10 protein-coding genes and 1 pseudogene are annotated in these 13,375 nt (G+C 68.4%); 5 read left to right on the top strand and 6 right to left on the bottom strand.

Annotated elements, in window-relative coordinates; genetic code table 11:
• Positions 1-13 precede the first annotated feature (13 nt).
• Positions 14-2,329: a phosphomannomutase/phosphoglucomutase gene (locus tag ASE43_RS19895; RefSeq protein ID WP_235568838.1), complete on the top strand. Its 2,316-nt coding sequence runs from the start codon at positions 14-16 to the stop codon at positions 2,327-2,329.
• Between the two features lie 105 nt (positions 2,330-2,434).
• Here the strand turns inward: ASE43_RS19895 and ASE43_RS19890 are convergent, their stop codons facing one another.
• The 4 genes from ASE43_RS19890 to ASE43_RS19875 all read right to left on the bottom strand — a co-directional run bounded on the left by ASE43_RS19890 (position 2,435) and on the right by ASE43_RS19875 (position 6,305).
• A complete protein-coding gene (locus ASE43_RS19890) occupies positions 2,435-4,168 on the bottom strand; it encodes a cellulase family glycosylhydrolase (RefSeq protein ID WP_057161681.1) in 1,734 nt (577 codons plus the stop codon).
• A gap of 123 nt (positions 4,169-4,291) precedes the next feature.
• Positions 4,292-4,945, bottom strand: a complete 654-nt coding sequence (locus tag ASE43_RS19885) for a hypothetical protein (RefSeq protein WP_057161680.1) — start codon at positions 4,943-4,945, stop codon at positions 4,292-4,294.
• Between the two features lie 149 nt (positions 4,946-5,094).
• Positions 5,095-5,757 (bottom strand): orotate phosphoribosyltransferase, encoded by a 663-nt coding sequence (pyrE, locus tag ASE43_RS19880; RefSeq protein WP_056176792.1) that lies wholly within the window; start codon positions 5,755-5,757, stop codon positions 5,095-5,097.
• 26 nt (positions 5,758-5,783) lie between these two features.
• Positions 5,784-6,305 carry a GNAT family N-acetyltransferase gene (locus tag ASE43_RS19875; protein WP_157489597.1) on the bottom strand — a complete coding sequence of 174 codons (522 nt, stop codon included), beginning with the start codon at positions 6,303-6,305 and terminating at the stop codon, positions 5,784-5,786.
• A gap of 68 nt (positions 6,306-6,373) precedes the next feature.
• Between ASE43_RS19875 and ASE43_RS19870 the strand changes: the two genes are divergently transcribed.
• The 3 genes and pseudogenes from ASE43_RS19870 to ASE43_RS19860 form a co-directional block, all read left to right on the top strand.
• A complete protein-coding gene (locus tag ASE43_RS19870; RefSeq protein ID WP_056176786.1) occupies positions 6,374-7,147 on the top strand; it encodes an exodeoxyribonuclease III in 774 nt (257 codons plus the stop codon).
• The gene (locus ASE43_RS19865; protein ID WP_057161679.1) at positions 7,137-8,753 is read left to right on the top strand and encodes a hypothetical protein; all 1,617 of its coding nucleotides are present in this window, start codon (positions 7,137-7,139) and stop codon (positions 8,751-8,753) included. The genes ASE43_RS19870 and ASE43_RS19865 overlap by 11 nt, the downstream gene beginning before the upstream one ends.
• A 74-nt stretch (positions 8,754-8,827) precedes the next feature.
• Positions 8,828-9,046: pseudogene (locus ASE43_RS19860) on the top strand (hypothetical protein); the annotation flags it as partial.
• A gap of 122 nt (positions 9,047-9,168) precedes the next feature.
• Here ASE43_RS19860 and ASE43_RS19855 read toward each other — a convergent pair.
• Entirely contained in the window at positions 9,169-10,317 is a 1,149-nt protein-coding gene (locus ASE43_RS19855; RefSeq protein ID WP_057161678.1) for an anhydro-N-acetylmuramic acid kinase, read from the bottom strand.
• 8 nt (positions 10,318-10,325) lie between these two features.
• Positions 10,326-11,762 carry a peptidoglycan DD-metalloendopeptidase family protein gene (locus tag ASE43_RS19850; RefSeq protein ID WP_056176775.1) on the bottom strand — a complete coding sequence of 479 codons (1,437 nt, stop codon included), beginning with the start codon at positions 11,760-11,762 and terminating at the stop codon, positions 10,326-10,328.
• 198 nt (positions 11,763-11,960) lie between these two features.
• Between ASE43_RS19850 and tyrS the strand changes: the two genes are divergently transcribed.
• Complete coding sequence (gene tyrS, locus ASE43_RS19845) at positions 11,961-13,187, top strand: tyrosine--tRNA ligase (protein WP_057161677.1); 1,227 nt, start codon at positions 11,961-11,963, stop codon at positions 13,185-13,187.
• The last annotated feature ends 188 nt before the right edge of the window (positions 13,188-13,375 follow it).

Below are 13,375 nucleotides of genomic sequence, written 5' to 3'. Positions count from 1 at the left end.
AAGGAACGGGACGATGGTGGATCTGAAGATGGAACGGCCCAAGCTGTCGGCCGAGCAACTCAAACCGCTGCGCTCGGTCGCGATCGTGCTGTGCGCGCTGTTGGCTGCCTGGTTCGCCTGGAGCGGCTGGCAGCAGCACCGCGACAACGCGCGCCGCAGCGGGATCGAGCGCGCGCGCGACGCCGCGATCGAAGCGGCCAAGACCGGCCTGGCTGGCGAGCTCAAGCGCCTGGACGAACGCCTGGCCTCGGCGCCGGTGCAGACCGCGCTGAGCGCGGGCGATCTGGCCGCGGCCGCGCGCGAACTCGCAAAAGACTGGCCCGGCGCCAGCGATGCGGTGGTCCTGCGCAGCGATCTGGCGGCCGAGTACGCCGCGCTGCCCAAGGGCGGCTACGGCCGTCTGGCCGCGATGGAAGCGGCGATCGCCAACGATAAGCCGGTGGCCTGGATCGCGCGCGACGGCGCCCAGCCCAGCCTGGCCTTGGCCGCGCCCGCGCGTGCCGGGCAGCAGGCGGTCGGCGTGGCCTTCCTGCGCCTGCCGCTGCAGCGCGTGAGCCAGGGCATCGAAGGCGCCTCGGTCTCCAGCGACAGCTACCTCGCCCTGCGCCAGGGCGGCTATAGCGTGATCGAGCGCGGCGACGCCTCGCTCGCCGACGGCGCCGAGGCGCTCGCGGCCAAGATTCCCGACAGCGACCTGCGCGTCGCCGCCGCCATTCCCGACATCGCCGGCGGCCCGCTGGGTCTGGGCGCGATCGGCTGCTTCGGCGCCGCCGCCATCCTGGCGCTGTTGGCGCTGCTGGCCTGGCGCGCGCCCAAGCTGCGTCGCGGCGCCGCGGTCGTCGCCGAAGAGGAAGGTCCGTCGCAGACCCTGTCCGAAGCGATGGAGCACCAGCCGGTGCCGCCGCCGATCGAACTGCCGGTCGACGTCAAATCGCCGCTGCCGACCAAGGCGGTCGCGATCGACCGCAGCATCTTCCGCGCCTACGACGTGCGCGGCATCGTCGGCAAAACCCTGGACGCCGGCGTCGCCGAGCTGATCGGTCACTCGGTCGGTTCGCTGATGCACGAGCAGGGCCTGACCGACATCGTGGTCGGCCGCGACGGCCGCCTGTCCGGCCCGGCCATGGTCGAAGGCCTGATCGCCGGCCTGCGCAAGGCCGGCCGCAACGTGATCGACATCGGCATGGCGCCGACGCCGGTGATCTACTTCGGCGCTTATCACCTGCGCGCCGGTTCCTGCATCTCGGTCACCGGCAGCCACAATCCGCCCGACTACAACGGCTTCAAGATCGTGGTCGGCGGCGAAACCCTGTCCGGCGACGCCATCACCGATCTGTACGCGCGCATCGCCGACGACCGCCTGCACCTGGGCGACCTGGGCTCGCTGTCCGAGCGCGACATCGGCGAGGACTACGTCCAGCGCATCGCCTCCGACGTGCAGATCGACCGCCCGCTCAAGGTCGTGGTCGACGCCGGCAACGGCGTGGCCGGCGACATCGGCCCGCGCGTGCTCACCGCGATCGGCGCCGAGGTCACGCCGCTGTACTGCGACATCGACGGCACCTTCCCCAACCACCATCCGGACCCGAGCGAGCCGCACAACCTGGCCGACCTGATCAAGATGGTGCAGCGCCTGGACGCCGACCTGGGCGTGGCCTTCGACGGCGACGGCGACCGCCTGGGCGTGGTCACCCGCGACGGCCAGAACATCTTCCCCGACCGCCTGCTGATGCTGTTCGCCGCCGACGTGCTGGAACGCAACCCCGGCGCGATGATCATCTACGACGTCAAATGCACCGGCCGCCTGCCCGGCCAGATCCTGCGCCACGGCGGCAGCCCGCTGATGTGGAAGACCGGGCATTCGCTGATCAAGGCCAAGATGCGCGAGACCGATGCGGAACTGGCCGGCGAGATGAGCGGCCACTTCTTCTTCAAGGAGCGCTGGTTCGGCTTCGACGACGGCATCTACGCCGCCGCGCGCCTGCTCGAAATCCTGGCCGCGCGTCCGCAAAGCGCCAGCGAAACCCTGTCCGCGCTGCCCGACGGCGTGTCCACGCCGGAGATCAAGGTCGACGCGCCCGACGGCGACCCGCACACCTTCGTCGACCGTTTCCTGCAGCAGGCCCAGTTCGAGGGCGCGCGCCTGTCGACCATCGACGGCCTGCGCGTGGACTACGCCGACGGCTGGGGCCTGGTGCGCGCCTCCAACACCACACCGGTGCTGGTGCTGCGCTTCGACGCCGACTCGCGCGAATCGCTGGGCCGCATCCAGGCGGCGTTCCGTTCGCAGCTGCTGGCGGTGGATCCCACGCTCAACCTGCCGTTCTGATGGGGGGCGGCGTCAGCCGAACCTGAAACGCAAAACGACCGGCCCAGGCCGGTCGTTTTGTTTGGGCGCGACGATACCGTCAGGCCGCTTGCGCCGGCCGGCCCCTCAGTCGGCGGCCACCGACACCGTATCGACGTCGAGAATGGCCGGCGCCGCGGCCGGCGTGCCGCCGATGGTCAGGATCACCCGCGCCGTTCCCGCCACCGTGGTCGTGCTGAGGCTGGCCGACGCGTTGGGAGGATCCAGCGCGTGCGCGCGCACCATGTAGTTGTTCCACGACCAGCCCGTCAGCGTCACCGCGGGCGCGGCATAGGTGGCCAATACATTCCAGTTGGCGTCGTACTGCACCAGCTTCATCTGCACCTGATCCAGATTGGAGCGCAGGTAGGCGTTGAAATGCAGGCGCTTGCCGGGGCCGATGTCGAAGGCGTCGGCCTGCATCCAGATCACGCAGGTCGCGCAGGCCTGCTGCGCTTGCAGGCGCGCATAGTGATCGCGCGTCGCCGCCTCGCCGGTGTTCGCGCCGCCGGACACGAACAGCAATACGGGCGGCGCGTTGTTGGACGGCCCCCAGCTGCCCTTGTCCCACAGTTGCGGCAGTTGGCCGACCTGCGGCGCGTTCTCGAAATCGGCGTTCGGAATCAGGCCGCGCTGCTCGGCGAGTGCGCCGAGCACGTCCTTGGGGGCGTGGGGCGAGTAGCCATAGCCATAGACCTGCAGCTTTGCCGGGTCCGTCGACGGGCCTGGCGGGGTTTCCGGCTTCGGCGTGTGGTCCCACAGCATCCAGTGCAGGTAATAGGGAATCCCTTTGTTCGCCGCACGTGCGATCAGGTCCAGTTCGGCGATCCGCTGACTGGGCTCGTCCCAATGGCGCTCATTGGGCGTATTGGGCGGGGTGCAATTGTTGAGGTAGGCGCCGATATCCGGGTTGGGGTCGTTTTGCCCGATCGCGCGCCGGCCGAATTCGCCCATCACTATCGTGGTGTTGGCGCCGAAGGCGCTGCGCATGTTGTCGGAGACGTTCTCGATGTCCCAATGCAGCGGGCAGGTGTGCTTGGGCACTTGCGGATAGCTGTGAAAGTCGACGTACGACAGAGTGTCCTCGAGCACATGCAGCTGCGAAGGAATGCTCTTCCAGTTGTCGCCTCCGACCGGTTTGATGTCGTGAGGCGTGTTGAGAATGGAGATGCCGCGCTTGCCAGCGGGAATCTCGCCGTACATCGTGCGGAAGTAGTAGTCGATATCCGGGATGGTGGAGTCGTATTCGTTCTGGATGTCGTAGTAGAGAATCGAACCGCTATCGCGGGTCAGCTCCACCATCGTGCCTATCCATTCCTTGGAGTGCTCCAGGAATTGCCAGTACCCCGTCGTCGGCGGCGTTGTGACGAATCCGTAGATCGGAGCCTGCCAGTAATAACGGTTGTTGGCGTGGTCGAATCCCAGATAGGTGTTCGAGAACGCCACGATGACCTTTAAGCCCGCACCCTCGATCAGGTCGAGAAAGTTCGGCAGGTATTTGCACATGTCGGGTACAGGACTGTTGCCGGGGCTGTAGCCGCTTGTTTCCATGTAGAGACTCAGGCGCAGCACGTCCACGCCCAGGCTTTTCATCAAGTCCAGATCGGCCGCGATCGCTTTTTGTGCCGCCGGCCAAGTGGCATCGGTGAGTTCTTGGCAGCCCCGGTAGTCCTGCGGCCAATAGTTGAAGCCGAACCCAGGCGTGTCGTTGCCGGTGGCCATCGCCATCGGACTGATGCAGGCCAGCAATAGCGCGGCTGCCAGGGCATGGCGATGCGAGCGGCGCCGGGGGCTCGTGGTCGAATCGATGCTGTGCGACATGGGCGACTCCTGACGCTCCGGTGGTCGCCAAATCCTAGGCCTGACGAGTCTCAATTGCCGCGCCAAAAACCAAACGGCCGGCATTGCGCCGGCCGTATGTGTATGCGATGTGGATCGAAGACGTCAGCCGCGCGCGCGCGCCGCCTCGGCGGCCTTCATGCTGTTGTAGCGCTGCAGCGCCGCGTTGAGGTCCTCGTCGATCGTCGCGCGCTCGGCTTTCTGCTGGGCCAGGATGCTCTGCTGGCGCAGCAGTTCGGCGTGCTGGTTGCGGATGTTCTCGGACAGGCCGCTGCCGACGGGCTTGCCGCTGAGTTCGTGCTCGCCGGCTTTGCGCAGCAGGCTGAGCAGACTCTGGCGGCGGCCTTCGACGCCCAGTTGCGAGGCTTTCACGGTTTCGTCCATCACCGCGATGCGTTCCTGGAACGCGCGCCGCAGGTCGGCCTCGGTGGCGTAGGACTGGGCCATGGCGATGTCGCGGCGGGCCTTGGCCTCGTCGGCCATCGCGGCGATGCGCGCGGCCTCGGCCTGGGCGGCGGCGGCGGCACGCTCCTCGGCGGTCAGGGCGCGACCGACCTGGGCGGTGGCCAGGCCGCTCTTGGCGCTGAACTCGGTGCGCGCGCTGTCGACCGCGCTGGCGGGCAGGGCGTCGCCGCAGACCTTGCGGCCGTTTTCGTTCCAGCAGTAGAGCTTCTTCTTCGGCGCGTCCTGGGCGACCGCGACGGTGGCGGTCAGCGCCAGCAGCACGGCGCCGGTCAGCAGCGAGTGGATCTTGTTCATGTCGGCTCCCTGCCATCGCGATGCATGGGTCATGGGACAGAACTGACGCAAGAGTTGGGCCATATCAGCACCTCGCGCGTGCAACCGGCGTCACGATTTCATCAACGCATCCGGCCGGGCGGACCCGGCCAGACGCGCATCGGCGGGATTCAGGCGCCGGCGTGGCTGCCATAGCGCTCGCGGTAGTCGAGCAAACGCGCGCGCTGGGCGCCGAATTCGGCGCTTTCGCCGGTGAAGGCGAGCAGATCGGCCAGGCTGGCCACCGCGATCACCGGCAGGCCTTGTTCGATTGCGACAGTTTCTGCCGCCGAGCGTCGCGATGTGGCCGGGTCGACGGCTTCCTGGCGGTCCAGCGCGATCACGATGCCGGCCGCGCTGCCGCCGGCTTCGGCGATGATCGCCAGCGCTTCGCGGATCGCGGTGCCGGCGGTGATCACGTCGTCGACGATCAGCACCCGGCGCCCGGCCAGCGGCGAGCCGATCAGGCTGCCGCCCTCGCCATGGGTCTTGGCTTCCTTGCGGTTGAACGCCAGCGGCAGGTCGCGGCCGCGGCGGGCGTACTCGCAGGCCAGCGCGGTCGCCAGCGGGATGCCCTTGTAGGCCGGCCCGAACAGCAGGTCGAAGCCCAGGCCGTGCGCGTCGATGGCGTCGGCGTAGCACCCGGCCAGTTCGGCCAGCGCGGCGCCGGAGTCGAAGCGGCCGGCGTTGAAGAAATACGGGCTGCTGCGCCCCGATTTGAGGGTGAACTCGCCGAAACGCAGGGCGTCGGCGCGCAGGGCGAGCTGGAGGAAGCGGGTGCGGTGGTCGGTCATGGGGCGTGCTTGTGGGGGCGTTGGATTCAGTCGGTGACGGGCGGCTGCAGCCGGCGCAGCATCAGGTGCTGCGGGCCGGCGGCGCCGCCCAGGAACAGTTCGCCGGTGTCGACGAAGCCCGAGCGCCGGTAGGCGGCGATCGCGGCCAGGTTGCGGCAGTTGACCGTCAGCGCCAGCAGCCGGCGTTGCGGGTGGCGCTGGCGCAGGTCCTCGCAGCAGGCGTCCATGGCGCGCGCGCCGTAGCCGCGACCCTGGCGCTCGCGGTCGATCACCACCGCGCGCAAGCCCACGCTGGGCTCGTCGAAGGCGCGCCCGCCGACCGAGCCAGGACGGAAATCCAGGCGGTAGAAGCCGACCACCTCGTCGTCGGCCAGCACCGCCATGGCCTCGCTGTCGGGGTCGCGGCGGGTGTCGTCGAGGTTGAAGGCGGTGTCGCCGACGAACTGCAGTTGCTCGGGCGCCACCTGCAGCGCGCGCACCGCATCGGCCAGGCGGTCGTCGACGGGGACGACGCGGACGATCGCGGGCGCGGCAGGGGCTTGAGGCATGCCGGCATGATAGGCCACCGGCGCCCGGGCCATTGCTATGATCGCCCGCATCACGCTCGGGAGTGCGCATGCGCATCATCAGCTTCAACGCCAACGGCCTGCGATCGGCGGTCACCAAGGGTTTCTTCGACTGGTTCCGCACCCAGAACGCGGACGTGCTGTGCATCCAGGAAACCAAGGCCCAGGAGCACCAGCTCACCGGCCCGGCTTTTCTGCCCGAGGGTTACCGCGCCTATTTCCGCGACGCGATCACCAAGAAGGGCTACAGCGGCGTCGCCATCTATTCCAAGCGCGAGCCCGACGAGGTCCGCACCGCGATGGGTTGGGCGCCGTTCGACGACGAAGGCCGCTACATCGAGGCCCGTTACGGCAACCTCAGCGTGGTCTCGTTCTACATCCCGTCCGGTTCCTCGGGCGAGCTGCGCCAGGGCTTCAAGTTCGAGGTGATGGACTGGCTCAAGCCCAAGCTCGACGAATGGCTGCGCAGCGGCCGCGAGTACGTGCTGTGCGGCGACTGGAACATCGTGCGCAGCCGCCTGGACATCAAGAACTGGACCAGCAACCAGAAGAATTCCGGCTGCCTGCCGCCCGAGCGCGAATGGCTGAACGGCGTGTGCGCCGACGACGACGGCTGGGTCGACACCTACCGCGCGCTGCGCCCGGAGGGCCAGGACTACACCTGGTGGAGCAACCGCGGCGGCGCGCGCGGCAACGACGTGGGTTGGCGCATCGATTACCAGCTGGCCACGCCGGGCTTGCGCGAGCGCCTGCGCGCCTGCGCGATCCAGAAGGAACCGCGTTTCTCCGACCACGCGCCGTTCATCGTCGACTATGAGCTCTGAGGCCGCAGCGGCGAAGCCGCGCCCCGGCTGGCGGCAGGTGCTGAAAAGCCTGCGCGAGCCCAAGGTGCTGGCGATGCTGTTGCTGGGCTTCAGCTCGGGCATTCCGATCTACCTGGTCGGCAACACGCTCGGGTTCTGGATGCGCGAGAACGCGATCGAGCTGTCGACGATCGGCTTCCTGTCCTGGGTCGGCCTGGCCTATTCGCTGAAATTCCTGTGGGCGCCGCTGATCGACAAGACCGACGCGCCGCTGTTCGGGCGCTGGCTCGGCCGTCGCCGCGGCTGGATGCTGCTGACCCAGATCGTCGCCAGTGCCGCGCTGCTGGGCATGGCCCTGGTCGAGCCGCACAAAGGGCAGCTGATGCTGGGCGGGGTGGCCCTGAACCACCTGCTGGTATTCGGGGTGCTGGCGCTGGTGGTGGCGTTCGCCTCGGCGACCCAGGACATCGTGATCGACGCCTGGCGCATCGAGAGCGCCGACAACAACGAGGAGCAGGGCCTGCTGACCGCCAGCGGCGCGCTGGGCTACCGCACCGCGCTGTTGGTCACCGATTCGCTGATCCTGATCCTGGCCGCGCGCGTGGGCTGGGCGGTGTCCTACGAGATCATGGCCCTGCTGTTGGGCGTGGGCATGGCCGCGGTGTTCCTGGCGCGCGAATCGACCCGCTCGGTCGCCCAGCCCGTGCTGGAGATCGTCGATCCCGAGCAGGCCAAGCTCGGTGTGTCGGATGCGATGGTGCTGCGCTGGGTCGCGGCGCTGGCGATCGGCGTGCTCGCGGTGGCGTACGAAGTCGCCAAACACAATTTCTGGGACGCCGCGTGGGGCTATCAGGACGCCGCGTTCGCCGTCGGCGTGACGCTGGCGCTATGGCTGTTGATGCGCCGCCCCGAGGACGGCAGGCCGGTGCCCGAGGCGACCTGGACCCGGCCGTTGGTGGGGCCGCTGCTGCGCTTCTTCGACGCGGTGGTCGGGCCCTTGCTGATGTTCCTGCGCACCCACGGGCAGTGGGCGCTGCTGATGCTGCTGGCGATCAGCCTGTACCGGCTGCCCGACTTCGTGTTCGGGCCGATGGCCAACCCGTTCTACGCCGACCTGGGCCTGGCCAAGGAAACCGTCGGCGCGGTGCGCGGTTCGGTCGGCACCGTCGCCACCATCGTCGGCATCGCCGCCGCCGGCCTGAGCGCGATCCGCTTCGGTTTCGTGCCGACCCTGCTGGTGGGCGCGGTGTTGGGCCCCGGCTCCAATCTGGCCTACGCCTACCTGGCCATGCACGGCAGCGATCCGACCGTGTTCGCGATCGTCATGGCGATCGACAACTTCAGCAACGGCTACGCCGGCGTGGCCCTGGTGGGCTACATGTCCAGCCTGACCAGCGTCGGCTACACCGCCACCCAGTACGCGCTGCTCAGTTCCTTCTATGCCATGCCCGGCAAATTCCTCAAGGGACTGTCCGGCGTCGCGGTGGAGCACCTGGAAACCGGGCGCACCCTGCTGGAAGCCTATTCGCTGTTCTTCATCGGCACCGCTCTGATCGGCATCCCGGCCTTGCTGCTGTGCCTGATCCTGGTCATGCGGCGTCCGGTCGCGGCGCCGGCGGCGGCCTGAACATGAGCGACGGCGCTCACGATTCGCCGACGTTCATGCACAAAAGCGGGGGTTTGCTGAGGTAGAGTGCGGAAATGACCGATATCGTCCTGCACAACATCGATCCGGTGCTGGCCGAACGCATCCGCCGGGTCGCCGAGGCCCGCAACTGGGCCCCGGACCAGACCCTGATGCACCTGCTCGAGCACGGTCTGTTCGCCTGCGAGACCGAACTGGCCGCGCGCTTCAGCGATACCGACGCCAATGCCCTGCAAGCCGCGATCGCGGCCTTGGAAAGCGTGCCCAGCGATCCGGGGTATTCGCTGATCGGGCGTGCGCCGCGCCCGGTCGACGAGGGCGAGTGGGGCCATCGGGGCGTCAGCCAGATCGACGCCGACCTGCAGCAGCTGATCGACCAGGTCCCGGCCGGCAAGAATCAGGGCGGGTAAACCACCCCGAGCACGCGCGGGCCGCGCGCGCCGGTCACGCTGGGCACATTGCCGGGCAGCCCGGCCAGGGTCTGCCGCGCCAGCCAGGCGAAGGCCATGGCTTCGACGAAGTCCGGATCCAGCCCGTAGCCCGCGGTCGATTCGATCACCGTATTGGGCAGTTGCGCGCCGATCGCGCGCAGCAGCTGCGCATTGCGTACCCCGCCGCCGCAGACCAGCACCCGCCGGGTGTTGGGCTGCTGCGCGCGCAGGGCATCGGCGATGGTGATCGCGCTCAGTTCCAGCAGGGTCGCCTGCACGTCCTCGGGGCGCTCGCCGCCGCTCAGACGCGAGCGCACCCAGTCGAGGTGGAAATGCTCGCGACCGGTGCTCTTGGGCGGCGCCAGCACGAACCAGGGCTCGTCCAGCAGGCGCGTCAGCAGCTCCGGGTCCAGCTCGCCCTGGGCCGCGTACTCGCCGTCGGCGTCGTAGGCGCCGCCGCGGTGCAGCAGGTGCCAGGCGTCCATCAGGCAGTTGGCCGGGCCGGTGTCGAACCCGCGCACCGGGCCGTGCGCCGGCAGCAGGGTGTAGTTGGCGATGCCGCCCAGATTCAGGACCGCGCGATCCTCGTCGGACGAATGCAGCAGGGCCGCGTGGAAGGCCGGCACCAGCGGCGCGCCGTGGCCGCCGGCGGCGACGTCGCGGCGGCGGAAGTCCGCGACCGTGGCGATGCCGCAGCGCTCGGCGATGCCGTGGCCGTCGCCGAGCTGCCAGGTGAAGGGATGGCGGCCGTCGTAGTAGGCGCCCTCGGGACGATGGCGCACGGTCTGGCCGTGCGAGCCGATCGCGTTGATATCGGCCGCGCCGACCCCGGCCTCGGCCAACAGCGCCAGCGTCGCCTCGGCGAAGGCCTCGGCGATCTGCACGTCCAGGGTGCCCAGCTCTTCCAGCGACTGCGCGTCGCCGCCCTGGCCCAGCACCACCAGGCGCGCGCGCAGCGCTTCGGCCCAGGCATAGGTGCGCCCGAGCACGAGCTCGCAATGCGGCGATCGGTCAGCGTCGAAGCGGACCAGCGCGGCGTCGATGCCGTCGGCGCTGGTACCGGAGATCAAACCGACGAACAGCCCCGCGGCGGGGGCGTGGGCGGGTTCGGGCACTGCAGGCCTCAGGCCTTGGTCTTCTTCTTGGGCGCCAGCGCGCGCGACATCGGCGAGACCGTCGGAGTGGCGTCGGCGTAGATGATGTTCTCGACTTGGCGGATGCGCGCCAGCGCCACACCGGTCTGCGAGCGGAACTGCGCCAGCGGGGCGCCGCTCAGCGGCTCCGGCGGCGGCATCGTGATCGACAGCGGGTTGCGGTGCACGCCGTTGACGCGGAATTCGTAATGCAGGTGCGGGCCGGTCGACATGCCGGTGCTGCCGACATAGCCGATCACCGTGCCCTGGGCGATGCGCTGGCCCGGCCGGATCTTGCCGATGCGCGACATGTGCCCGTACAGCGTGGTGTAGCCGCGGCCGTGGTCCAGCACCACCGCGTTGCCGTAGCCGCCCATCCAGCCGGCCGATTTCACCCGCGCGTCGCCGGCGGCCATGATCGGGGTGCCGCTGCCGGCGGCGTAGTCCACGCCCTTGTGCATGCGCATGCGGCCCAGCACCGGGTGGCGGCGCGCGCCGAAGCCCGAGCTCAGCCGCGCGTACGGAATCGGCATGCGGATGAAGCTCTTCTTCAGCGGGCGGCCGTCGCCGGTGAAGTACTCGGCCTTGCCGTCGCGCTCGAAGCGGAAACCGGTGTGAAGTTTGCCGTCGCTGGTGAAGGTGGCCGCCAGCACCGGGCCGGTGTTGACCAGCTCGCCTTCGCGCCAGGTCTGTTCGACCACCACGCTGAAACGGTCGTTGGCGCCGACGTCTTCGTTGAAGTCGATGTCGTATTTGAAGATGTCGTCGGTGAGGGTACGGATGTTGTTCGGGGTCAGGCCGACCTTGCGCGCCGAACGGAACAACGAAGAGCCGACCTTGCCGCTGAGCACCACGGTGCGGGTTTCGCTCGGGCGCGCGATCACCTTCTGGTAGATCTTGCCGCCGTCCAGCTTCAGTTCGACCTGATGGCTGTCGTCGCGGTCGTAGCGGAAGCTGCGCAGCGAGCCGTTGACCGGCATGTCGAAGGCCAGCTCGGTGCCCGGCTTCATCCGGGTCAGCGCCTGCTTGGCGCCGGGCTGGTCGAGAATCTGCTGCATGGTCGAGGACGGGATGTTCAACTGCTTGAACACCGCGCCCAGGGTCTGGCCGCGGTCGACGCGGATCAGCTGCCAGCTGTCGCCGATCTGGCCCTTCGCGCGCGCCATCGGCAGCGGCGGCAGGGCCAGCGCCAGCGACTGGCGCGCGGCGTGCAGCGGCTTGGCGTTGCTCGGGCTGAAGCCCGGCACGATCGCCAGCACCAGCATGCCCATGGTCGCGAACAGGCTGGCCTGCACCCACTGGCGGCGCGACCAACGACCGTTGAATCCATCGGAAATATGACGTGCCAGCACCGGGCGGTGCAGAGCGGCTTCACGCAGTGCCTTCAGGCGTTCGCGCCGGTCCGTACCGGGTTCGGGTGCGGTCATAGATGGAATCCCCTGCGAAAGGTGTGAAGGCTGCGTAGCGGCGTTACCATAGACATGCGAGCAACGTGCGTCAAACCCTTGACCTGAATAGGGTTTTTGTCCGGCAGACAATGCGGTAACGTTTAACTCCTTGTTAACTCCATTCATTGACCGCGGTCGCATTCCGGCGGCCGCGTCCCGCCACGCGAGTCCCCTCCTTTGTCCGCTCCCAGCCCCGCCTCCGTCCAAGACGCCCTCGACCTGATCCGCCGCGGCACCGATGAGATCCTCAAGCTCGACGAGCTCGAGGCCCGTCTCAAGCTCGGCCGCCCCCTGCGGATCAAGGCCGGCTTCGACCCGACCGCGCCCGATTTGCACATCGGCCATACGGTCCTGCTCAACAAGATGCGCCAGTTCCAGGACCTGGGGCATCAGGTGATCTTTTTGATCGGCGATTTCACCGGAATGATCGGCGACCCGACCGGCAAGAACGTCACCCGCAAACCGCTCACCCGCGAGGACGTGCTGGCCAACGCCCAGACCTACGCCGACCAAGTGTTCAAGGTGCTGGATCGCGACAAGACCGAGGTGCGTTTCAACTCCGAATGGTTCGGCAAGATGAGCGCGGCCGACATGATCCGCCTGGCCGGCCAGCACACGGTGGCGCGCATGCTCGAACGCGACGATTTCGCCAAGCGCTACGCGGCCCAGCAATCGATCGCGATCCACGAGTTCCTCTACCCCCTCGTGCAGGGCTACGACTCGGTTGCGCTGGAGTGCGACGTCGAGCTCGGCGGCACCGATCAGAAGTTCAACCTGCTGATGGGCCGCGGCCTGCAGGAGCACCACGGCCAGCCTGCTCAGATCGTGCTGACCATGCCGCTGCTGGAAGGCCTGGACGGCGTCAACAAGATGTCCAAGTCGCTGGGCAACTACATCGGCATCAACGAGCCGGCGATCGATATCGTCACCAAGACCATGAAGATCGACGACGTGCTGATGTGGCGCTGGATCGACCTGCTCAGCTTCGACATCTCGATCGCCGACGCCGCGCGTTTCAAGGCCGAAATCGAGGCCGGAACGCTGAATCCGCGCGATCTCAAGCTGCGCCTGGCGCGCGAGCTGGCGGCGCGTTTCCACGGCGCGGACGCGGCCGAAACCGCGGTCGCGGGCTGGAACGCGGCCGTGCGCGGCGAGGGCGACACCGCCTCGCTGCCGCTCACCGACGTGGTCGTGCCGGTCGAAGGCCTGCGCATCGCCGCCCTGTTGACCGCGGCCGGGCTCACGCCCAGCAATTCCGAAGCCAACCGCAAACTCAAGGAGCGCGCGGTGCGCATCGACGGCGAGATCGTCGAGGACGCGCAACACGTCTATACGCCGGGTTTCGAAGGCGTACTCGCGGTCGGCAAGCGCACCTTTGCACGCGTACGCCTGATCGCCGGCTGAGGCCGACGAAAAAAGTTTCGCGAAATCGCGATTTCGGGCTTCCAAAATTCGTTGTGCGTGTGCACAATGCGCGCCCCGCCGAGCTGCATCGATTGAGCGCGGCGGGGCGGATCGAAAGCGGCATCGAAAACGGTTGACGGATTCGAAGGCTGCTGTAAGATGCGCGGCCCACCAGACGGGACGGCTTT

Origin of the sequence: Lysobacter sp. Root983 (assembly GCF_001429345.1) — a bacterium.
GTDB lineage: Bacteria > Pseudomonadota > Gammaproteobacteria > Xanthomonadales > Xanthomonadaceae > Lysobacter.
This window is presented reverse-complemented; position numbering and strand designations above follow the sequence as displayed.

Coding starts and splice junctions, on each gene's coding strand:
- ASE43_RS19895 (WP_235568838.1), top strand. CDS start 14: ATGGTGGATCTGAAGATGGAACGGCCCAAGCTGTCGGCCGAGCAACTC.
- ASE43_RS19890 (WP_057161681.1), bottom strand. CDS start 4,168: ATGTCGCACAGCATCGATTCGACCACGAGCCCCCGGCGCCGCTCGCAT.
- ASE43_RS19885 (WP_057161680.1), bottom strand. CDS start 4,945: ATGAACAAGATCCACTCGCTGCTGACCGGCGCCGTGCTGCTGGCGCTG.
- pyrE (WP_056176792.1), bottom strand. CDS start 5,757: ATGACCGACCACCGCACCCGCTTCCTCCAGCTCGCCCTGCGCGCCGAC.
- ASE43_RS19875 (WP_157489597.1), bottom strand. CDS start 6,305: ATGCCTCAAGCCCCTGCCGCGCCCGCGATCGTCCGCGTCGTCCCCGTC.
- ASE43_RS19870 (WP_056176786.1), top strand. CDS start 6,374: ATGCGCATCATCAGCTTCAACGCCAACGGCCTGCGATCGGCGGTCACC.
- ASE43_RS19865 (WP_057161679.1), top strand. CDS start 7,137: ATGAGCTCTGAGGCCGCAGCGGCGAAGCCGCGCCCCGGCTGGCGGCAG.
- ASE43_RS19850 (WP_056176775.1), bottom strand. CDS start 11,762: ATGACCGCACCCGAACCCGGTACGGACCGGCGCGAACGCCTGAAGGCA.